Annotated in this window: 17 protein-coding genes; 6 read left to right on the forward strand and 11 right to left on the reverse strand. The window is 38.8% G+C overall.

From position 1 onward, the window contains the following. Positions 1 to 329: 329 nt before the first annotated feature. Positions 330 to 992 (forward strand): response regulator transcription factor, encoded by a 663-nt coding sequence (locus P20311_RS00885; protein WP_008108576.1) that lies wholly within the window; start codon positions 330 to 332, stop codon positions 990 to 992. A gap of 23 nt (positions 993 to 1,015) precedes the next feature. On the opposite strand, the gene P20311_RS00890 is transcribed toward P20311_RS00885, so the two are convergent. After that, the gene (locus P20311_RS00890; RefSeq protein ID WP_008108578.1) at positions 1,016 to 4,468 is read right to left on the reverse strand and encodes a PAS domain-containing hybrid sensor histidine kinase/response regulator; all 3,453 of its coding nucleotides are present in this window, start codon (positions 4,466 to 4,468) and stop codon (positions 1,016 to 1,018) included. Between the two features lie 427 nt (positions 4,469 to 4,895). Continuing rightward, entirely contained in the window at positions 4,896 to 5,849 is a 954-nt protein-coding gene (gene ylqF / locus P20311_RS00895) for a ribosome biogenesis GTPase YlqF (protein WP_008108581.1), read from the reverse strand. 216 nt (positions 5,850 to 6,065) lie between these two features. On the opposite strand from ylqF, the gene P20311_RS00900 reads away from it, so the two are divergent. After that, positions 6,066 to 7,529, forward strand: coding sequence for a hypothetical protein (locus P20311_RS00900; RefSeq protein ID WP_008108583.1), 1,464 nt, complete (start codon positions 6,066 to 6,068; stop codon positions 7,527 to 7,529). A gap of 216 nt (positions 7,530 to 7,745) precedes the next feature. Here the strand turns inward: P20311_RS00900 and P20311_RS00905 are convergent, their stop codons facing one another. The 8 genes from P20311_RS00905 to P20311_RS00940 all read right to left on the reverse strand — a co-directional run bounded on the left by P20311_RS00905 (position 7,746) and on the right by P20311_RS00940 (position 19,720). Beyond that, positions 7,746 to 8,501 carry a hypothetical protein gene (locus P20311_RS00905; RefSeq protein ID WP_008108585.1) on the reverse strand — a complete coding sequence of 252 codons (756 nt, stop codon included), beginning with the start codon at positions 8,499 to 8,501 and terminating at the stop codon, positions 7,746 to 7,748. Then, positions 8,501 to 11,026, reverse strand: coding sequence for an N-6 DNA methylase (locus P20311_RS00910; protein WP_008108587.1), 2,526 nt, complete (start codon positions 11,024 to 11,026; stop codon positions 8,501 to 8,503). Before P20311_RS00910 ends, P20311_RS00905 begins: the two co-directional genes overlap by 1 nt. Before the next feature lie 146 nt (positions 11,027 to 11,172). Continuing rightward, a complete protein-coding gene (locus tag P20311_RS00915; RefSeq protein WP_008108591.1) occupies positions 11,173 to 14,325 on the reverse strand; it encodes an HsdR family type I site-specific deoxyribonuclease in 3,153 nt (1,050 codons plus the stop codon). 22 nt (positions 14,326 to 14,347) lie between these two features. Beyond that, positions 14,348 to 15,574 (reverse strand): restriction endonuclease subunit S, encoded by a 1,227-nt coding sequence (locus tag P20311_RS00920; protein ID WP_008108593.1) that lies wholly within the window; start codon positions 15,572 to 15,574, stop codon positions 14,348 to 14,350. A gap of 1 nt (position 15,575) precedes the next feature. Continuing rightward, the gene (locus P20311_RS00925; protein ID WP_008108594.1) at positions 15,576 to 18,212 is read right to left on the reverse strand and encodes a type I restriction-modification system subunit M; all 2,637 of its coding nucleotides are present in this window, start codon (positions 18,210 to 18,212) and stop codon (positions 15,576 to 15,578) included. 51 nt (positions 18,213 to 18,263) lie between these two features. After that, positions 18,264 to 19,202: a restriction endonuclease gene (locus P20311_RS00930; RefSeq protein WP_008108596.1), complete on the reverse strand. Its 939-nt coding sequence runs from the start codon at positions 19,200 to 19,202 to the stop codon at positions 18,264 to 18,266. Further along, the gene (locus tag P20311_RS00935) at positions 19,199 to 19,375 is read right to left on the reverse strand and encodes a helix-turn-helix domain-containing protein (protein ID WP_008108598.1); all 177 of its coding nucleotides are present in this window, start codon (positions 19,373 to 19,375) and stop codon (positions 19,199 to 19,201) included. The genes P20311_RS00930 and P20311_RS00935 overlap by 4 nt, the downstream gene beginning before the upstream one ends. A 165-nt stretch (positions 19,376 to 19,540) precedes the next feature. Then, positions 19,541 to 19,720, reverse strand: a complete 180-nt coding sequence (locus tag P20311_RS00940; RefSeq protein WP_008108599.1) for an AlpA family transcriptional regulator — start codon at positions 19,718 to 19,720, stop codon at positions 19,541 to 19,543. 124 nt (positions 19,721 to 19,844) lie between these two features. Here P20311_RS00940 and radC point away from each other — a divergent pair, with 124 nt between their 5' ends. From radC to P20311_RS00960, 4 genes are read left to right on the forward strand one after another with little or no spacing between them, the layout of a single operon-like run. Further along, complete coding sequence (gene radC / locus P20311_RS00945) at positions 19,845 to 20,318, forward strand: DNA repair protein RadC (protein WP_008108601.1); 474 nt, start codon at positions 19,845 to 19,847, stop codon at positions 20,316 to 20,318. 12 nt (positions 20,319 to 20,330) lie between these two features. After that, complete coding sequence (locus P20311_RS00950; RefSeq protein WP_008108603.1) at positions 20,331 to 20,750, forward strand: DUF2787 domain-containing protein; 420 nt, start codon at positions 20,331 to 20,333, stop codon at positions 20,748 to 20,750. Positions 20,751 to 20,760: 10 nt separating this feature from the next. Then, a complete protein-coding gene (locus P20311_RS00955; protein WP_008108604.1) occupies positions 20,761 to 21,321 on the forward strand; it encodes a tyrosine-type recombinase/integrase in 561 nt (186 codons plus the stop codon). Between the two features lie 48 nt (positions 21,322 to 21,369). Further along, complete coding sequence (locus P20311_RS00960) at positions 21,370 to 21,609, forward strand: hypothetical protein (protein WP_036984567.1); 240 nt, start codon at positions 21,370 to 21,372, stop codon at positions 21,607 to 21,609. 174 nt (positions 21,610 to 21,783) lie between these two features. On the opposite strand, the gene P20311_RS00965 is transcribed toward P20311_RS00960, so the two are convergent. Next, positions 21,784 to 22,455, reverse strand: coding sequence for an inovirus Gp2 family protein (locus P20311_RS00965; RefSeq protein ID WP_008108608.1), 672 nt, complete (start codon positions 22,453 to 22,455; stop codon positions 21,784 to 21,786). Positions 22,456 to 22,656: the final 201 nt, after the last annotated feature.

The raw sequence follows: 22,656 nt of genomic DNA on the forward strand, positions 1-22,656 counted from the left end.
TGAAATTTGTTCAAACTAGGGGCTGTTTTAATCGCGGCGCGAGGTTTGTAACCTAGTGGGCTAAGTAAAAACCGAGCAACAAAGAGTAAATCGCCCCTCGGAAGAACCCGAAGGGCAGCGCCTGTTTGGCATTGATGCTGCGTTATCGCCTATTTATGTGGAGTAACCACATGACATAGGCTCTACCTTGCCTAAATATCAAACAGACTGCTGCAAATTCAACCTTGAAAGGTGAACAGGCCCTAGGGTTTGTCTGTTTATCCCCACAGACAAACCTTGTTTCACATCACAAAATCACATATAACTTAATGCATTGGAGACTATTTGAAATGGCTTGTGCTGTGAATACCATAATTGCTGATGACCATCCTTTATTCAGAAGTGCGCTACGTCAAGCGGCAGCGACTTCTGTACCAGAACAATATATAAAAGAAACCAGTGATATCGACGGGTTATTTAGTTTATTAAAATCGCACCCTGAGATAGAGCTGATATTTTTAGATTTAACCATTCCAGGCGCCAATGGTTTACAAGCGCTCTCGCAACTAAGAAATCAATACCCTGATATATTAATTATTATGGTATCGGCTAATGAAACCCCCACGATTATAAAGCAAGCCATGAGCTTAGGTGCTGCTGGGTATATTCCAAAGTCATCATCCCTTGATGTGATCAGTGAAGCCATTGAACATGTACTTAATGGCGACTCTTGGTTGCCACCAGATGTTGATTTAACTGATGTAATCGTTAACGACGAGCAAAGTAGCTTTGCCCGCAACCTTGAAAAACTCACACCACAGCAATACCGTGTACTCGCTATGATTGCTGATGGACTACTCAATAAACAAATTGCCTTTGAAATGTCGATTCAAGAAACCACCATAAAACAACATGTCTCGGCCATTTTGCGTAAACTCAATGTGTATAACCGCACCCAAGCAGGCATTTTATTTAACCAGTTATCACAAGTGGGTAAATTAGAAACCAGTTAAAAAAGTTTTTAATCAGCTTTGAATTAAGTAAGCCGCTTTATCATTCGCTTTAAAGCAGGCGCTTTAAGCGGTTTATAAAGTAACGGATAGCCAGCATCAAGCACACGCTCACGAATTTGCTCATCATGGTTTGCAGTATTAACAATGGCGGGCAATGTCATTAGTCCTGCTTGTTCAATGACCTCCAGTCCCGTTACACCATCATCCAACTGATAATCAACAATCAGTAACTGTGGCAGCTCATGCGCTGCTTTTAGTTGCTCAAGCTCTATTAAGTTAGTGGCGGTAGCAATTTCACAGCCCCAGTTTTCAAGCAATTGTTTAAGTGCTTCAAGTACATTGCGATCGTTATCTACAAGCCAAATAGTTAACAGGCCCAGCTCTGTTTCAAGATTAGCAGTTCGGTTTGGCTCGGGCTGAGTTTTTAAACTAGGAGTACATGGCATGGTCAATGTAAATTGCGTGCCTTTATTTAGTTGCGACCCCATTACTAACGGGATCTCGAGTAGGTCACAAATTCGTTTGGTGATCGACAACCCTAAACCAAGCCCTTCAGCATTGGGTTTCTCACCTAATTGCTTAAATTCCTGATAAATACTGTGTTGATCCTTGGTGGCAATACCAATGCCCGTATCTTCAATAATAAACGATAGCTGTTGTTGATCTTCAAGCAGCACTTTTAAGCGCACTTCACCGTACTCGGTGTAGCGAATCGCATTACTTAATAAATTTCGTAGTACACGTTTAAGCAAGGCTTTGTCAGTGTGAATTCGCGCTTCACACGATTCAACAACAAAGCTGAGACCTTTTTCTTGAGCAAGCGCTAAGTAATCATTACGCAATGGCTCTATTAAACTACTCACATTAAACTCCGTTAGCTGCACTTTAAACGAGCCTGAGTCGAGTTTGGTTAGCTCCAAAATACTTGAAAGTAACTCTTCTGCACTGCCTAATGAATTTTTAATATTCATGGCTAGCTCTTTAAGCTCTGTATCTTGGGCTTTTTCGTTCATTAGTGAGCAAAACAAACTTGCTGCATTAAACGGTTGTAATAAATCATGACTCGCCGCAGCAAAAAAACGTGTTTTACTTACCGTGGCTTGCTCAGCTTGCTGCTTTGCCTTAGAAAGCGCATGGTTTGCTTGGGTTAGTGCTGCAGTGCGTGTTGCCACTTTTTCTTCAAGGCTAACATTCGCTTCGGTGAGTGCTTTTTGTTGTTTAACAAACTCACTAATATCTGTGTAAGTTGTTACAAACCCGCCACCAGGCAAAGGGTTACCTTGCATTTCAAAAACCCGCCCATCGTTATGAGCACGCTGATATTTATAAGCACTGCCTTGCTTTAAATAAGCTAAACGCTTATCAACCTCAGTATTAATATTTTCACCACGAAATAAGCCACGTTCAGCGTTAAAGCGAATAATATCGGCAACGGGTCGACCTATATATAAAGCACTATCAGGGTAATTAAACATGTGCTTGTAGCCCTGATTCCAAGCCACTAAACGCAGTTCACTATCAACAACGCTAATACCTTGCTGAATATTTTCGATTGTAGATTGTAGTAAGTCGCGGTTAAATTTGAGCACTTGGCTAGCTTCATCAACAAACTCGGCAACTTGCTCTAGAGGCTGACGCTGCTCACTTTTCGCTACATCTAAAATTAACCGTGCTGATGCACCACCAATAACCGCCGACATTTCACGCTCAACTAATAGCTCAAGATCAGCATTAGCGACACGTTTCCATAGGCTTTTGTCATGCGGGAAATACTGCTGCACTAAAGACTGGCTCGCGTCTTTTTCTGCAAAACGCTGTAATAATGCCCCTAGGTCTTCATAATTGAGTGGCTGCAATGTGGTGTTTAATCGCGAGTCGTTTAATTGAGATATAAACTTATTACTTTGTAGACGCTCAGCAAGCGTTGCACGGCTAAATAGTGGCACAAGCAAATACACTAACGTATTGACTCCTAAAGACAATAGTAATGATTGGCTAATACTTTCTAAACCCAATGAAAACAAATCGGTGGGAGCTAACCACGTAATGTGCCACGGCCCTTCAACTAACCAACTGCTTTGGCTACCTAAGCCACTGGCCAAGTTCGGCAGTAACAAAGTGTACCCCCAAATAACAAAGCCGCTTAAAATCCCAAGCTGAGCACCGCGACATGATGCGTGTCGCCACCACAAACCAATAATCATCGCAGGGGCAAATTGTGCCACCAAGGTAAACGACATTAACCCAACACTGGCTAGCGTGGTGGTTTCTGCAAGCACTCTATGAGTGAAATAGCTTAGTAATAATATCAGCACAATCACTATTTTACGCGCATGCAGCAAGTGGTTTTTATCTAGTCCTCGACTACTAGACGTTAACTGTGAGCGACGCAAAATAAACTGATTAATAAAATCATTAGTGATCATCACTGACAATACAATTGACGAAACAATTACCATACTGGTAGCCGCCGAAAAGCCACCTAAAAAGGCAAGCAAGGTAACTCCGCCATTATCTGCCGCCATTGGCAACGCTAATACAAAGGTATCTTGACCTACACTATTGTCGTTAAAGTAAACCAACCCCGCATAAGCAATGGGTAATATAAATATGTTAATGGCTAATAAATAAAGCGGAAATAACCAACGAGCGGTAACCAGCTCATTATTATTGTTATTTTCAATAAAGCTCATATGGAACTGGCGCGGCAAGCATAGCGTTGCCAGTACCCCTAAAAAAGTATGGGCAACATATACATATGCAGGGCTTTGAGTTGCCGCAACTTGATTGGGTATATTTAGCGCTAATGCTTGCTCGTAAAGTGCTACTGGGCTATCAAATAAAGCAAAACAGACATATAAACCAACCCCAATAAAGGCCAGTAACTTTACTATTGATTCAAAGGCAATACTGGCGATTAGCCCAGGATTATGCTCGCTGGGTTTAAGCCTTCTGGCACCAAATAAAATCGCAAATAAAGCCAGCAATAAAGTGATGTAAAACGTACTATCAGCCCACACTTGGTTACTTTGAGTGGGGGCTCGGTCGGTGAGTAAATTAATACTTTGTGCGGTCGCACTAAGTTGTAAAGAAATATACGGTACAATTGCTATCACTGAAATAAGTGAGATCAGCCCTGACAGACTTGACGACTGCCCATATCGCGTAGCAATAAAATCAGCCAATGACGTGAGTTTTTGTTGTCGACAAATATGTGCGATACGGCAATATAATTGCCAACCAAAAATAAATAATATAATAGTGCCCGCATAGGTTGGCGCTAACCACCAGCCATTACTCGCGGCTTGCGCGGTAGTGCCATAAAAGGCCCATGAGGTGCAATATACACCCAATGATAGGCCATAAATCATGCCCTTAAATGGCAACACCTTACGCCTATCGGCCCACCCTGCAACTGCAAATAATATCCCTAGATACACCACTGCAATAAGGCTAATAAACCAAATAGAAAACATATTTTTGTTCTTGTTATTATTTTTATAATACTTAACTTAGCATAAGGGGAATTGCAGCGAAAATCAGCCCTTACTTTAGTGCTATAAATGAACAAAAAGATAAAATGAGAATCATTTGCATTAAGATGTTGACAGCCACTCAAATCTAACTGATAATCACTATCAACAAGAAGGCGGTACATTGCTTCTTGTGACGGAAAATTCATGTGTTTCTCGACCCTGAAACAAACGTGTGGCGCACGTTAACAGCTATGGAAACCTGTTATAAACCACAACGCCCCTTGCTGTTTATGACCTGTTTCCGCCCTACTCATTTACTTGCTACATTGCTCATATCGGTGACGGTAGATATGAAACTAAAAAAGCCCTTACGGGCTTTTTTTATGTCTGTAATTTAATGCGTAAGGCTTTACCTACGCTTTAAAAATTAACGGCGGTTTTTTCGTGCACGTGCTCGGCGTTGTTTTTTCTCTTCTTCTTTGGCTTGCTTTTTAGCCTCTGCAGCAGCGCGTAATCCAGCCACCATTATTTCTTCCTCTTCACGCATGGCAGGTGTTTCCATAGTGATACGGCCAATAATACCATCTCGTAATTCATTAATTAGAATTTCTGACATTTTATACGTATCGATTTGGTTACCACCGCGAATACAGCCGCGTTTTTTACCCGCCATTTCAACAAACTCCCAATCACTTTCTGGTAGCTCATCTAACTTATAACGTGCCTTTAAAAGCTCAGGATAAGCATGCAATAAATACTCAGCGGTGTAACTTGCTACTTCTTCGTACTCAATAGCGGTATCACGTATCGCACCGGTTGCGCCTAAACGATAACCTGAGTTTTCGTTTTCTACTTTTGGCCACAGCATCCCTGGCGTATCGTAAAGCATAATACCATCATCAAGTTTAATACGTTGCTGCGCCTTGGTTACTGCAGGCTCGTTACCTGTTTTAGCCACTATACGCCCAGCAAGCACATTAATGAGTGTTGATTTACCTACGTTAGGAATACCCATGATCATGGCTTTAATTTGCTTATCGGCACCGACTTTATGTGGCACTAACTTTTTACATAGCTCATTAATACGATGCACTTCAGCCGCTTTATCGTTACCAAATGCAATCGCTTTTACGCCATTTTCTTGCTCAAAATAGTCTTTCCAGGTTTGCGTCATTTTAGGATCAGCTAAATCGGCTTTATTGAGAATTTTGATGACCGGCTTACCTTCACGCAGGGTAGCCACCATCGGGTTTTCGCTACTGTAAGGAATGCGCGCATCTAGCACTTCAATGATCACATCCATTTGTGGCATTATTTCTTTAATTTCATTTCGGGCTTTATTCATGTGCCCAGGGAACCACTGTATTCCTGTTCTACTCATTTGATTTATATAACCTTTAATTAAAGCCCGCAGCCTATGGGTACTAATGTGGGTACTAAAAGTAAAACTATGCTTTTGTACTTTTCGTAATAATAAGTAAGTTTACTACAGAAGAGAGGCTTAATGCTTCTAAAAATAAAAAGAGTAAAAAAACCAACGTAATCTATGTACTATAAGTTATGCAATTACTTTCAATCATAATAGAAGGAACTTAATATGACGCTTATAGCCTCTATAAAAGATCACCCTAGCTACAAAAAATACTCCGTAAGTTGGACTAATGATGTATCTCCTGCCTTCTTTAAGTTATTGGAACTTTATAATCAGAAGAGTTTAGATATATATTTTCGCGATCATACATCTAATAAATGGGAAGTCTGTGTAGGCAGAAGAGAACATAATGCTGGTCGCGCTATTGGAATTTATGTTGCTTTTAGATTCACCAGTAGCGGTATTGAGTATAAGTTTAATTACAACATCAGTTCTTTAGTTCTATCGTCCGTTAGGGGTAAGCTTACGGAAAAGACAATTTCTGAGCTTAACGAGCTAGAACTTTTAAGTCATTTTGTAACTGAATACAATATCTCCCGCTTACCGCATATCCCTACTGATTACACTAATACAGAAACACCGCATCTTGATAGTTTTTTCAGTGCAATGATTGCTTCATGCCAAATTGATCGTAATGATTGGTACATAGGTTATCAAAAAATTGTTAGCACTGTATTAAGCGCTAAAAACGAAACCGATATAAGCGATCAGCTATTACGGGATCTTTGGTATAGTCGAGACAATTATATCTCAAGCTTAAAGCAGGGAGCATTATCTAAAGAGGAATTTGAATTATCTAAAAGTACTTTAAAAAATATTACTAAAAAAATAATTAATAGCCAATCTTTAGTCACTTACCAAGAATGTGTAGAAGACTTACAAAAGCTGAAAGACGATGGTAAAGTAAAATACTTACATAAAGCACTACTCAATCGTGTTTTTGCGGTCGCTGCTCCTCAACATTTTTCCACTACTGTTACCAAAGATGCATTTGAATATATATGCTCATATTTTACCCAAAAGTGGGGGTTTAAATATAAATATTCAAACTGGTTCAGCGCTAATATTAAGCTAAAAGAATTCATACGCAATAATTTAAACCATGAATATGATGAGTTACTTATTAATATAGTACTCTGGGTAATTTACGAAGAAAAACATTTAAATACTCTAGCATCGAAAGAAGAAGATTTAACACTAAAAACAGCTATGAGAAAGCAGATTGAATCTATTGAGATTCAATATCGAGAAGCTGAATTAGAGGGACAATTTATTCAGTGGTTACATAACTCAGAATATAGTCACAATACGATCGCAAATCAAAACGAAGACTTAGCCCGCGCCCATATTCGTGATGTGGTTTTAAAAAATACAGAAACGAACGCAAACATTGTTGCTGAGCTAAAATTTAAATCAAATGCCAAAGAGGATATTGAAGCCGCGATAGGACAGTTACTTCGATATGCTTTATATCCAAACACGGAAGATTGTAGTGAAATATGGGTTGTTGGTGGTAATTATCCACTCACTGACGACTTAACATGGTTCAATGAAATTAAAAAACACGTAAGCTTAAAATTGAAATATTTCTATAAAGATCGGCAAAGTAATCAGTTCTTCGAAGTATAAACTAAGTAAGTTAATCTGATATTCAAAGCCTAGCCAAAAGCACGGCATAAAAGGGAAGCATCACGCTTCCCTTGAAAGTAATGCTAAGCTAAGCTGCCTGCCGTGCTTTTGAGTTTACCAGTATTCTGCTCGAGCTAGTTCAAGGGTTATGTCTGAATTCATTAAAATCCCCCTTACCTTATCCCTAGGCCCTATTAATATTAGTACTCTTGGTGGTTAACTTCTTTCATACTTACTTGAAATCATGCTAATAAAAGGTAGCTCATACATTTCATTTTCATTTAGCGCTAGCCAATCTTCAACCAGCTCTTCAATAGCATCCCCATCAAATTGAAACGCTTTATCAAATTGAGTGCGAAGAGAACTTGCAAGCTCTAATCTCGCATCCTTTAGCCTTTGACTATTTAAATTCAACCTTACTATTTGGCTCTCTCCAAGCTCTGTTGATATGTTTTGCCTTCTACAAGCTTCTGCATTAAGACTAATAGAGCCATCAGCACCATTAAATAAGAATATTGGATCTCTATTATTCAACTCTGTTGGTTTTATAATTAGGCCTTCAGGATCTATTTCTCCTTTTTTCTGACCACATGTGAGTCTTCCCTTATTTCTCCTGTTAGCGCCAGTTCTAAAATCAATGTCATACTGCTCGGTGAAATGTACTACCTGAGCCGTACCCCCTAAACAACCAGGGTATAAGTTATCCCAATTTATAGCCCAATTAGGTTTTCCAGCTCCAAAATCAGAATTATTATTTCCCTTCTTCGGATGAAAGTGCTCTATCTGATAATCAGTTTTAGCTATTAGTTTATGCTCACAATAAACGCATAAGCCTGCCGTTTTTTTAATTGCTGTAACCTTCAACGCATTATTAACATCTGAATCACTCTTTAATTGATTCCATGTTGCATTTGGGTTGGCTAAGCGGAACTCTTTGAGTCGTTCAGGCTCTGGAATATTTTTAATAGACATTACTGACTCTTTCTAGACTTCATCCAGTTAACGCGTTTTATCGCTAAATCAGCCTCTACTAACATCGGCTCAGTCCCATCTGTTAATTTTGAAAGTTCTTCTCTTAAAACTAAAGCTTCCCGATCCTCTCCTTTACCTAGCTCAATTAAATCAAAATATTCTTTAAGCTTTCTTGATACATCGGTAACCGGCCTAGAGTTAACATGTAAAATCTGTTTCATTACACGACTATTTTCACCACCAAAAGGAGAGTTTACAGTTTCAGCAAATGATGATGAATTTGATACAACTCGAATACTCTCACCTCTGACTGTAGTAAGTACTTGAGGGCTGTGTGTTGTAACAACAAACTGTATATTTGGGAATAACTTAGTTATGTCTTCTAATACAACCTGCTGCCAACGGGGATGAAGATGAAGCTCAATCTCATCTATCAAAACTACTCCAACTACAGACAATGGAGCTTTAGAGTTTGGATTTAATAGATAGGCTCTTCTAACAAGATCAATTGTGAGAGCAACCATATTGCGATAGCCTTCGCTCAACTGCTCTAAACCTAGAGAAATATTTTCGCCGCTTTCATTCTCCCAAGTAACAACAACATCATTAATTGATTTGTCAAAAGTGACATTTTGAACTCTATTAACTATTTCTCGTACTGCTCTTGCTACTAATACCTTAGCTGGGTGAATAATGTCGTGGTTCTTCTTTTTATCTCTAAGCTTTAGCTCATCTACTTCAATTTTTGTAAACCAGTTTTTTAAAGACCCATAATTAATTTTCGCCTCAAGCGCAGAGTCATACCCTTCACTTCTTTGAAGTTCTTCAAAAGGGCTAATAGATACTTTATTGCCAGTGTTTGATAGTGTTCGATTCGTTCCGTAATAAGCAATAAGAGGATACTCTGTATCTGTATTTACTATTTGTTTTGCAAAATCAGATAGGGCTTGAGTACCTATTTTTGCCTGTGTACTTTTTTCTGTGCCTCTAGTTACTAAATCCCAACTAAGGCTAGAATTCGTGTCTATCGATATACGGGAAAAATCAGCTACACCATCAATACCTACATGAATATCTGATTTTCGTATCAGCCTTCCTTTAGCCTCGGGCATTGCAGTTAAAAATGGGCCTAAGCCACATGCAATAGCCTCTAAAATTGAAGTTTTCCCAGCTCCATTCTCACCAACCAAAACTGTTAATGCTCCATGAAGTGGCACAGTGAAATCTTTGTACCCTCTAAAGTTAGTTAGCTTCACTTTACTAACCTTTATTGTCTTATCTACATATAAGCTAGGGTTAAGATTAAAGTTATTTCTAGCTAGTTTTTCACGAGTTACTGTATTGCTAAAACGCCCATCTGAAACGGTAGCATCAAAAATTTTAGCTATATTTTCATCAGAAAGTAAATTTCTACCTCTGTGAGGTTCGTAGAACAAAGAAGCATCGACAAAGCGAACTGACTTTGTATTTTTTTGAGGGGCCATGTCAAAAATTAATAAGACTGTCGGTATGTTAGTCGAGTAGTGAATAGCTTTAGGTAGCAAAATAATAGTATCAACTACATTCTTATCTATAAGAAACTCTCGAATTCTGGCTTCGGAACCAACTCGAGTTAATGAACTTAAAGACATACCTATAATTAATTTAGTTTTACTACCTAATGATGGAAACATCGAGAGGGTAGTCAACCAATCGGACCTAGTCATAGGAAGCTCTTCAGTTAAAAACAGCCATTCGTTTGAACCACCTTTATATATAGCTTCCCTCGTAGAGCTCGGTATTTTCAAGCCAAACGGCGGAAATGAAACTATTAAATCGTATAGCTCACTTTTGTATTTTGGATGGCTAATGGAGTCTTCTAAAAAATCTGTTCCATATATTCCTTTTAATATTCGTGTAACGACTAATTGGAAATATATATCTGTGCTAACTTCTTGAGTGTCTATTTGAACCTTTCCATTAGTAGCTTCATAGAATGAAAAAGCAGTGCTCCCAGCCCCCGCAAAAGGGTCACAAACTGATCTTGGAGAATATTGCATACCCAAAGTAGTTACTAATTTATTTATATCCTTTGGAGTATAAAATTCACTTCCTGATCTCATTTCGTTTTCTGCAAAGAGTCTATTTAGCTCATCCAATGTTTGCTTAACAATGTATTTGTCTCTATTGACTCCATTACTTTGAGCGAGTAACTTTACTAAGTCGCCTTCAATTCGATTATTCTTACGTAAAATATCTATTGTAAACTCGCTAGCTATATACCCTAACTCTCGCTGAAAAAGTCCTAACTCAGTGCAGGTGAGTACAAGCTCATCTATATATTGCCCAATAGCATCAAATGAATAGAACCTTGGTACGTTAAAGTGCTGCCCACTGTTGTCTTGCATATACCGAATGAATAGCACCATATAAGCAAGTGAACGGTAGCTTGCTATTGGCGCTGATCCTCGAATATATTCAAGTAACCTCCATATTTCTTTTGCCTGCTTTCTAGCTAGGCTATTAATTTCATTGTGGGTTTGCATCAGCCATATCCCTAAAAATATTCATGTACTCTATTAGCAAAATTAGTTTGTTTAAAGCTAACCAAATAGCTTTATTCTATTATCTTGACCGTATGCTTCCTTGCTTACTATAAATATTACGGCCCTAAAACTCCGAAGTTAAAAACTCACTCTTCTAAAATAAAGCCTTGTAGATGCTTATCTACTTTTATTCTTAATTTAAAAGGAGGAATAGCACTACCTTCTATACTCTCAAAGTATGCTTTAGCTTTATCAATATCAACTGTCGCTTTTAAGTTATCAAATCGGCCAAATTGGTTTATGTTTTTCTCATTAATTACACTGCTCATTAGCTCAATTAAAAGCGATTTATCAACACCTAAAGCATCAACCAAAGCATTAATTTTGGCGTTTTCTACGTTGTTTTGATAATCGTTTATGTAATCTCTAAAGCTATGACCATCTACTAACTTAGCATCACCGCGCTGTAAGTCGTGCAAAAACAACTTAGCGTACTTTTGCTCGTTTTGAGTGAGCGATGAAAACGACTTATGTAGTTCGTTAAGTGTAAGCTCAACACTTGCCTTATCATGCCCTTGATTCAGTTCTTTTAAATATTTATCAAAGCGACTGTTCATATAGTCGGTGTCGATTTTACCGGTATCAATTTCCGTTAAATAACCGCTAATATCAAAAGGTACTTCACCGCCACCAGCGCCGCCACCATCACTTGAACCAGCAAGCTCTTTATAACGAAGTACTAGGGCCAGGTAAGTTTGTTCGTCTATCGCTAGCGTTACTTCACGCTCATTATTGTCACCAAATGTGTGGGTAAGCTCTTCCCAGTGTAAGCCCTGCACTTTTGCTGCCTCTAAGTGCTGGTTAAAGGTTTTAAATAAATCTGCAAACTTAGCGCAGGCTTCAAGATCTTCGGGTAGCTTTTCAAAATTTTCAATGCCAGCACTTTCAAATAGATCTGTAATATCTGCTGCTATTGTATTCATAGCTTCAAGATTACTTTCTAAGCGGTCAACAAATAAGCCTATAGGGCGATCACCCGAATAGAGTTTAACTGCATCATTAATGTGCTGTTCCATGGTGTGAGGATAGCGATAGTAACGAATAATACCGTGTGGCTTGTCTGGCCCAAATAAGCGGTTAGTGCGCGAGAAGGCTTGAATAATATTTTGATATTTAATCACTTTGTCTAAATACAAGGTATTAAGCCATTTAGAGTCAAAGCCTGTCAGCATTTGATCTACTACTATAAGTAAATCTAACTGTTTTTCTGGCTCTGTGTGTATACGCTCATAAGGCTTTTTATGGGCAAGACGTGCGGCTAAATCTTTTTTAAACTTACCATGTTTTGCAAAATCAAAATCTTGTCCATAACGTGCATTATAATCAGCCATAATCTCATCTAAGCCATCACCTTTAAAGGTCGGCCCACGATCGCCGCTACCGTCATTATCAATATTTGGGTCAAACAAGGCAGATATTTTAAGTTCTGGTTTTACCGCTTTTAACCGGCGGTAGTAGTCAATGGCTTCAGCAATGCTGTTAGTGGCTAAAATGGCATGAAATTTATTAGCCTGGCTTAGCACATCCCATTTATCTAAAATGTCGCTTACCACTTTTTCTTGGTGGGCATCTTTTAAGTATTGGCTTTTAGGCACGTAGTCTTCAATACCTTTATGGTATTTACCCGTTGCATCTTTTTTGCCTGCCATTGGCACATCATTTATAAAGTGGTTAAACTTTTTCTTTTTAGCTGGGCTGCTCATAGCATCAGCCACCGAGTCTGCTTTTGCCTGGGCTAAAGCCACCTCTTTTTTTATGTCGCTATCTTTAAAAGTAGATACTTTATAAGGGTCAAAGCCTAATACGTTGCCGTCACGTATTCCATCAGCAATACTGTAGCGATGTAATTCATTACCAAATACGGTGCTGGTGGTATTGCCGCTTTTTTCATTCTCTTCTTGAATCGGTGTACCCGTAAAACCAAAAAACAATGCACTGGGAAAAGTACGCTTAATGGTAATCAACATATCACCAAAAGTTGAGCGATGCGCTTCATCAATAATAAACACTAAACGTTTAGCTTGTATTATTTCAATATCGGCAGAGTTAGTCGCTGTACCTTCATCATCAACCGCTTCAAAAATATTACTCATTTTTTGAATAGAGCTAACTATTAGCGTTTCAGCCGGATCAGTACTTTTTAACTTAGAGATTAATACACCCGTATTCTCTGTTGCTTGTACATCTTCCCCGTCACCAGCAAAGTTACGATACTCTGCGAGTGATTGAGTACCTAACTCAATTCTGTCCATTAAAAATATAACTTTGTCGGCATCTTTAGATTGCGAGATTAACTGTGCAGACTTAAAACTAGTCATGGTTTTACCTGAGCCTGTGGTATGCCATATATACCCCCCTAGGCGCTCGGTATTCGAGCTTATTTGCTTCCAATTAGTTTTAGCTACTTTATCGGATATCGCATTAGCAGCGTAATACTGATAACTACGCATTACTTTAAGCACGCCGTCGGTATCATCAGCCACGGTATAAAAACCGATAAGTTGGTGTGCCATAGGAATAGACAACAGGTCAGATGCTATATCTTTCCAGTAATTTTTTGGCTCATTCATAAAGTCGGCCCAGTTAAATTGGTAATCTGGGTTAAACTTGCCCTCTAATCCTGGGTTGGCAAAGTATTTGGTCTCGTTCGGCTCCATGGCTACAAATACTTGAATAAGCGAAAACAGCCCACTAAAAATACCTTCTTTACTGTATTTTTCAATTTGGTTTACAGCTTGACTTACCGGTACACCGCTACGTTTAAGCTCCACATGAATAACGGGCATACCGTTAATTAATAACAACACATCGCCACGCCTGTCGTTACGTAAAGGGCTACCACGTTCAAATTTTGGTTGTTGTACTATTTGGTAACGGCTTTGGCCTGCGGCTATTTCTTGGCGGTCATATATTTTTAGACTGACCTCTTTACCTAAACGCTCTGGGTGGGCAGGGTTATCGCGCTTAATTGCTACCGTTTTGCCATTAATTAAGCCATTCAACTTCAGTGGGGTTTTAAGCTCTTTTATTTGCTCAATAATCTGCTGCATTTCACCGCTGGTTAGCGGTACATCGTTTAAACGGTCTTGTTGGCGGTTATTTTCAAATAAAATATTAGCCCAGTTTTGCAGTAAATCAGCTTCGGTTTTGTTTTTTAATATTTCAGCTTCCCAGCCTTTATGGGTAAGTACTTCAATAAAAGCCTGCTCAAATTGTGCTTCAGTTTTAAACGTAATCATTGTTTTTTACTTCCCATCCTTGTTATACAAACATTTTACTCAAGCAGGCCTGCTTGATGTTTTTGAGTTTGGTTATTTGCTGCTGGTGTTGTGTTATCAAATTATCAAGCTTTTTGAAATACTCACCAATCTTAACTTGCTCTTCTATATCTTTTGGTATTTGTAATAAGTAGCTGCCAATTTCTGATAAAGAAATATGTTTAATTGTCCCTCCGTGTGAAATGGTGGTCATGCTTTCCAAAAATCGGCCTGTATTTAATGACTGATAAAGGAATTCAATGTCTTTTCTAGCAACTAAACGCCCAACCCTTTGGGCAAGTATTTGGTTGGACTCTACAACTTTTGCTGTACGTCCTACAGAGCCATCCATCGTGACTAAAATATCTCCTGAATTGAGTCTATATTGATTTAATAATGTAACTTTTTTGCTAGCGATCCTATTTCCAATTTTGCCATCTACCGTTGAAGAATTATTTTGAATATTACTATTTGTAATAACTAGCAAATCACTGCTTTCAGAAAAGTCAGCACTATCAAATGGGAACCCTGTAGTTATGATTGCCTCTTCGGCCACAGAGCTTTCCACCCATTCTCCACAAAACTTTTTAAAGCGAACTTCTGGAATCGTTTCACCTTGTTTCGGGAACATCTTTTCCAGCATGGCTTTTTTAACGTTGCTGAGCTTGTCATGCTTTTGTTGGTGTTGGTTAATTAGAGTATCTAGCTTTTGGAAAGTTGTTCCTATCTGAGCTTGCTCTAGATCCTCAGGGAACTTAAAAGCCATACTATTAAAGGAACCATTAGTGATTTGGTTAATAGTTGCACCTAAGTTTTTATCAACTTGCGCTGTAAATTGATTAGTATCGAACAAGGCATTAATAAACTCAGGCTGCTTCCCCCTGACACCTGTCATAAACGCCCCAATAACAGTATTATCCATATATGAATTTACTTGCGCATGCTTTCCAATTAAAGATCTTGAACCGTTACGAACAACAACAACTATGTCTCCTTTTTCAACATTATTGCAATTAACAACTTCAGGGGCGACATAAACATTATCAGCTTGAACAAGCTGGCCATTTTTTACATTTGACGAACGAATCACAAAAACACCGTCTTTTCGAATGTCTTTCGGTGAATATGTCAGTCCACTAAAAAGCTCAACCTCTTGGTTTAACTGTTTCTCCTCCCACGCGTAACTATATTCTTTATACCGAAGCTCAGGGACAGTTGTATCTATACTCATGTTATTCGCCCTTCAATAAGTTAGTCAGTTCAGTCAAGCCTTGCATATCAAATTCATTACCCGTCAAGTCGCCCATTATTTCGGCTAACTCTTGTTCGGTGGTTTTTATTTCACTGGTCACTTGCGAATAAGTAATCATATATTTATTAGCCAGAGCTTGTACTTGGCTGGTGAGCTGGGTAATAACTACACTTGGCATTGCAGCAAGCTCAGTGCTTAATGGGGTAATCCATTTTAGGTGAAGCAGCTCACTTACCTGCTCGTCGTTTAAGGTTTCGATTGTGCTTTTGGTTTTTAAGTACAAGGCGATTGAAGCTTCTTTAACTGCTTTTTTAAGCGCTTTTTCTTCATCGATAAGCTGGCTAGCGTTGATAATTTTCGCTTTATAACTTTCTTCAGGGTCAGCACTCTCTGCTAAAAATTTAACGTTGCGGTCTTTTTGCTCTTTCAAGAAGCCTTTAGCCGCTTTGCCCACTTCAGCATTTACAAAACCGTCTTTGCTGTCTTTTATCGTAGCTTGTTCTCTATCTTCTTCACTTAATGATTCTAAAATTTCTTCAAGCTGGCTCGCGATATCTGTAAGACGGGCTTCTTGTTCTGACAAAGCTAGTAACTCGTCGCTTAGGTATGTTTGCTGTACTAAATCGAACGGGAGTATGTGGCCTTTCCAAGGTGTATTTGCATCTTGTACCTCAACTTCTTTACCTTTTTGTTTTTTAATAACCATATTAGCAACTACCTGTTTAGTTGCTGCAAAGCCTTCGGTTTGCATCATTTCTAAATCGGCACTGATAGTTTGCCATTGGTTATTCTGGTGTTGGTAAGCTTGGTATTTGTCCACCAGCGCAATCGGCGCTAAACGATTAAATAATTCCTCACTGAGGTCAGCCTCTACTTGATTGCGGTTAACCGTTTCCCACTTTTTAATAAGCGTAGTATTTAAGTAATCATCGTAGCTGCCATTGCCATTAACACCTGTAAACGCTTGATTATAGGTAGTGATAAATTCACGTACTTGTGGGTGGTCGCTAATGGTGGCGTTTACCTCTTCTTTCACAACTGCAAGCTCGCTATAAGCGGCTGACTTAGGGATGAACAATGCGGAATGTAATTGTGGTAGAGCTTGCCAATAAGTTTGTAGCTCGGCTATTTCATTATTAGGGATACCACCAAGCATAGTGGCGTGTAAGTCCCAACTCTCAGCTGCCACAGAAGAATCAACATAACGCGGTATATTTAAGTTGTAGTCATTTTCACGAAGAGTCTGCTTGCTTACTACCTTTGAAAATTTATCGATACTTTCACGGTTAATAACCGCATCGGTCACTCGTTTTATGTCACTTGCTTGTAGCTTGTTGTTTTTGCCTTCTTTAATAAAGTGTTTAGAGGCATCAATCACAAGCACATCAGTGTTTTGTCGCTTTTGTTTAAGCACAATAATAACGGTTGGAATACCTGTACCAAAAAAGATGTTCGCCGGTAAACCAATAATCGCTTCGATGTGATTATTTTCGATTAGTTGTTTACGTATTTGACCTTCTTCGCCACCTCGGAATAGTACACCGTGTGGCAGTACAATGGTCATAATGCCATCGGGTTTTAAGTGATAAAGGTCGTGTAGTAAAAAAGCAAAGTCAGCTTTGGTTTTAGGCGCTAAGCCAAAACGCGAGTAGCGAGGGTCGCTGTCTTTAAAGCTTGGGTCCCAGGCTTGTGAGTAAGGCGGGTTTGATACAACGGCATCTACGTATAAAGGGTTGTATGTAGCAAGCGGATCGCTTTCATCAAAGTAAGGCCAATCGTCTTCTAAGGTATCGCCATTACGGGTAGTAATGTTGTCGGGTAGAATGCCGCGCATAATCAGGTTCATACGAGTTAAGTTGTAGGTGCTTTCTTTTAACTCTTGAGCGTAGTATTTAATATCGTCTTTACTTTTTGCATATTTAGCAACTGAGCTACCGATATTTATGAGTAATGAACCTGAACCACTGGTTGGATCGTAAATTTCAATTTTATCTTTATGTTTTAGTTCATGCGCTATGATTTCTGACATGAGCAGTGACACTTCGTGAGGCGTGTAGAACTCACCCGCTTTTTTACCTGCATTGGCGGCAAACTTTTCAATTAAGTATTCGTAAATGTAGCCCAGTACATCGTAACCAACATTACCACCCATAGGGATGCTTTTAATTAAGTGGAGTAAATCACTTATCGCTTTAGTACGTTTAGGCGCACTTTCGCCTAGCTTGCTTAAGCCTGTTTCAAGTGTGGTAAAAATGCCCTCAAATAATTTTTTATGATTAGGGTGAATAAGACGACTAAAAGCCGAAAGTGCATCGCGCACGTTAGACTCATCAAAGTCTGACTTTGGATCAACCCAGGTAGAAAACAGGTTATTGTACGATATAAAGTAACCTAAGTTACTTTGCACATATTCTAAGGTTTCAGGGTCGTCTTCGCCAAGGGCTTTAATTTCATCTTCGGTCATGCCTTGCTCTTTAACAAAGCTAACTAATTGATCACTTACGTACTTGTAAAAAATAAAGCCTAAAATAAAGTCTTTGTAGTCGTTCGCTTCGATTTTCGAACGCATTTGGTTGGCTGATTCCCAAATTTTGGCTGCTAGTTGTTGCTTGTTCATAAATAAAACTATTTCCTAATACTTAAGTAAAACGTAAACAGGTATTGTTGCTTACGCTTCGAAAAATTCTTCGTCTATTTTTTTCAGGTGTAATACCTGCTCGTCTCTGCTGCCAATGTTGTATCGCAGCATGAGTTTTGCTAATTCTTTACCATTTATGAGGACTATACGCATACCTAGGTCTTTAGCTGTTTGCATGGCTGATGGGGTAAAGTCTGAAGTGGTAATAAATATTCCTTTTTGCGCTTTTTTAAGGTTGAGCGCGCCAAAAAAGTCTCGTATATCGCCTGAGCCAACATTATTACCTTGTGTATAACGTTTAGCCTGTATGTAGATTTGATCCACGCCTAGCGGGTCTTGGTTAATAACGCCATCTATGCCATTATCTCCTGACTTTCCTAGTGCATGCGCTGCACCTTCGCCAGTGCCACCGTAACCCATAGCTAGCAGTAATTCGATTAGTAGGTTTTCAAAAAAGGCTGGCGTTACTTTGCGTGTGCGCTCAATAATCTCTTCGGCTAGAGCATCGTTTATTTTACGATATGCTGAGCGGAGTGCTTCATCTGGCGTAATATCACTTTCAGCTTCAGCCGCAGGCTCTGTTGTAACGCTTTGCGTTTCTGTGGACTCGTTATTTTTTTGCTTAAAAGCAACAAACTCATCAAAGCGCTTTAAGTAGTCGTTATTAATATCTACATTATCTTTTAATGCTTCAATACCACGAGGCGTTATTACAAAATGCGCTCTGCGTGTAACGTCAAGTAAGCCCGCCTTTGTTAAGTAGGTTCGGGCCCAGCCAACACGGTTATCTAAAACAGACTGCTTGCCACTAGGTAATGTTTCGGTGCGCTCTTCATCTGTTAAGTTAAACTGCTCAGCGAGCTGATTAATAACATCACGCAGTTTGACCTCATTAACTTGCCCATTGCGATGAGCTTTATACGCGATTTGAAGAAAGGGCCGCATAAATTCTTGGTAATTTGGGATCATCCGTTATCCTTTTGTTTTTCTATCCATGCTTCTATATCTTCGCGCTTAAAACGCCATGAACCACCGACTTTAAAGCCAGGTAGTTTTCCTTCACCCGCTAAACGATAAGCTGTTTTTTCGTTTAGCTTTAGGTATTCTGCAAGCTCTTGGATTGTTAGTATTTCGTCACTCATTGATTTATCTCTGACTGTGAACAAAAGTAGAGTATGAGAAAATTGTGGAATGGTCAATTTAATGCTGTAAAACACTTTTATTGTAGCTTTTACCTAATACGACATAGAAGCTCAGGCTTAATACCCGAGCTTTATATTGAGCTTACAAGACAGTTGTAGGTTTAGTTACCCTCTTTCACCAATTCTATCCATTATCCAATCATCAACTTCTGACTCTAACCAAGCTACCGACTTAGCGCCTAGCGATACTTGCTTTGGGAATATGTCTTTCGCCATAAACTCATAAATTGTTGAGCGGCCTAGTGATGTTTTTTCGATTACTTCTTTTAATTTGATTAAACGCATGGAATTTCTCCGGTTGGTTATTAGTACATAACCTTTCCGAGGTCAGTATTTTTTTATGCCTTCAAACAAAAAACTTACACATATACATCACTAACTTGCATGAACCACTAAAGAGGAATTCACAATGCAAGGTCAACAGTCGTTATACGAATTTAAACACCCCGTAAATGATGAGCAGATACTAGAAGCCGCCGCGTATATCATCGCTAAAAAACAGTTTCGTGATGGCGTTTTAAATAGCCCTAATGATTGCGAAGAATACTTAAAACACAAACTCGCGATACATGAGCATGAAGTATTTGCCGTACTGTTTTTAGATAGTCAGAACCGCATATTGGAGTTTAAAGAGCTATTTAGAGGCACTATTAATGCTGCCAGCGTTTACCCTAGAGAAGTTGTTAAAGAGGTGCTGGAGCTTAATGCTGCATCCGTTATATTGGCGCATAACCACCCTTCAGGCGTTACTACGCCTTCTCAAGCAGACAAGCTTATTACTACTAAATTACAGCAGGCACTTAACCTAATTGATGTATCTGTGCTTGATCACATCATCATTGGCGAGAACACGTATTCGTTCGCTGAGCATGGCTTAATTTAAAAGGAGATAAATATGGCGTTAAAAATAGAACAAATATCAGGCCTTAAAGTGCCTGACTCTTTTATTGGTGTGATTGTAAGTGCTATTGCGAATAGAGGTGATTCTGTAGGCGGAGCTAAGGCGATTACGCTTAACTTTAGAGATCCAGATTACAGCCCTGAAGCTGGAGGCTTTCACCCTGTAGAGGTTAGGTTAGAAAAGCAGGCCACCAGCTGGCAGCTTGTTTATATTACTGACTTTTCGTATCAGGGACGTTATACCCCTGAACTGATAAAAGAAATTGATGTGTGCTTTAGCATTAAACAGGTTTATCACTTCTTAGCTGGTTGGTTAAATGCTAGGGAAGGTAAAGAGTTGTTAGCCTTGTTCATTTCAAACTTTGTTGAATACTACAACACTGGTTGTTATCAGGTAACAATTACGACTGAGTAAGGAGTTGGTAATGGCTGAAGTACAAGCGGTTAAAGATCTTGATACAGTAAGACTTGTTAGTTATTTGCTAGAAAAGCGTTGCTCAAAGCAAATGAGCCAAATATGGAATATTGGCTTAAATCTCGCGCTTAGAATATCTGACTTACTTGCAGTGAAGTTCACTGACATAAATAATGATAGGTTGATTATTTACGAGTCAAAGACCTCGAAATTAGCTGAAATAAAGTTAAATGATAAAGCGCTTTCCTTAATCAACGAAATTAAACTTACTCATCCACATCATATCTACTTATTTCAATCATACCGAAATCAACAAGCGATCAATTCACAACCTAAGCCGCTATCACGTAGAGCGGTTACAAAAGCATTTGCGCTAGTTGGTGAAGAACTAAACATTCATTTAGGTACTCACTCAATGCGTAAAACACGCGGTTATCACTTGTATCAGAAAACCCACGACATCGCCCGAGTAATGAAAATGCTTCGCCATAGCTCCGAAGCAACAACACTTCGTTATATAGGCATAACACAGGAGGAAATAGACAAAGACTTTGAAGAACTAGAGCTATAACTCTTAACAGCGTCATTCTGGCGCTTGTTTAACTAAAAGGAAGGCATTATGTCTTTAGATAAAGCTGTTTCGTGCGGCTTAGTTGGTAATGAGCTATCTAAACAGATAACTGGCAGTAATGACTCTAGCGTAAGCAGAACAGCTGTGGCTATAAGCTCCGGTGCAGCTGCTGGAGCGCTCACATCTGGCGCAATAGTAATTGGTGCAGGTGTCGCGTCTGCGCCAGTTACAATCCCTTTGGCGGTAGCTGGTGGAGTAGTTGCTGGCATTGCTAGTTTGTTTGATTAGTCAAATACGAGTGCTCAATATGAGCACTCTTTTATAGTGTAATAACACCGTTTATTTTTTAGGTTCTCATAATGGTATTATGAGAACTTGCCACCCCTTATATACTAAGGGTTTTAGCTTATTAAGCTAATTGAAGGTCTCAAAACCTCGTTGATTAGCTTAATGGGAAGTTGATTACCTTCTGCTGCAACCAAAATAATTATCTTTACTACCAAAAGCTTTTGTATCAACTTTTGCAAAATAACTAACTCTAAAGAATAGCTGTTCAAAATCCTCTGCAAAGTTTTCACTGTTCCTATTAAGCCTGTATGTATGATTATCAGGAAACTCTACACACTTACCCGCATCATAGGTTTCAATCCCTATAGACTTGGCCCAGGCCCTTATTATACGAGAAGCCATATTATCACCATTACCTTGATAATTCCCTAAACCATAATAAGTGTCTTTATTCAGAAAAATCGCAACATGATAATGAGGCATGCAAGAGCTATCTTGCTCTTTAACCCATATATATCTCAAACTACTATGGTGAGCATTACCGTTTCTTTTAATTTTATCTTTAACGTCACGCTTTATTTCTAGATCAAGACTCTTAAAAAAGCTCGATATATTCGATGTTTGTAAACTTGCGATTTGATCAATAATCCCAAAGCTAACTGGAAATCTTAAATCAAATCTAATAGCCAAAGTTCTAGGATGTTCATTCAGGCTTTGAGTTAGAACCTGCTCAATAGATATTAAATAATTTTGTATCAAGTCTCCTTTATTCCATACAGGAATATTTTTATAGAACCCTACTTTGTTTATCACTAAGTTCCTATTAACTGGATGACGTTTATTCATAATTTCCTCTTAATTTAATTAGTCACATAAGAGGTGTCTCCTTAGTAATTATTTATCCATTATTCCTTAATATGTTGGAGAGATAGTGCCGTGTATATATTACCTATACAGAAAAACAACCCATCAGATTTGTGTGGTATGAATCAAAAAACCATAGGCTGTTGAGTTGAATTTAACAGAAAGAAAAAAGAGAAAAGTAGT

Origin of the sequence: Pseudoalteromonas sp. BSi20311 (assembly GCF_000239875.1) — a bacterium.
Classification (GTDB): domain Bacteria; phylum Pseudomonadota; class Gammaproteobacteria; order Enterobacterales; family Alteromonadaceae; genus Pseudoalteromonas.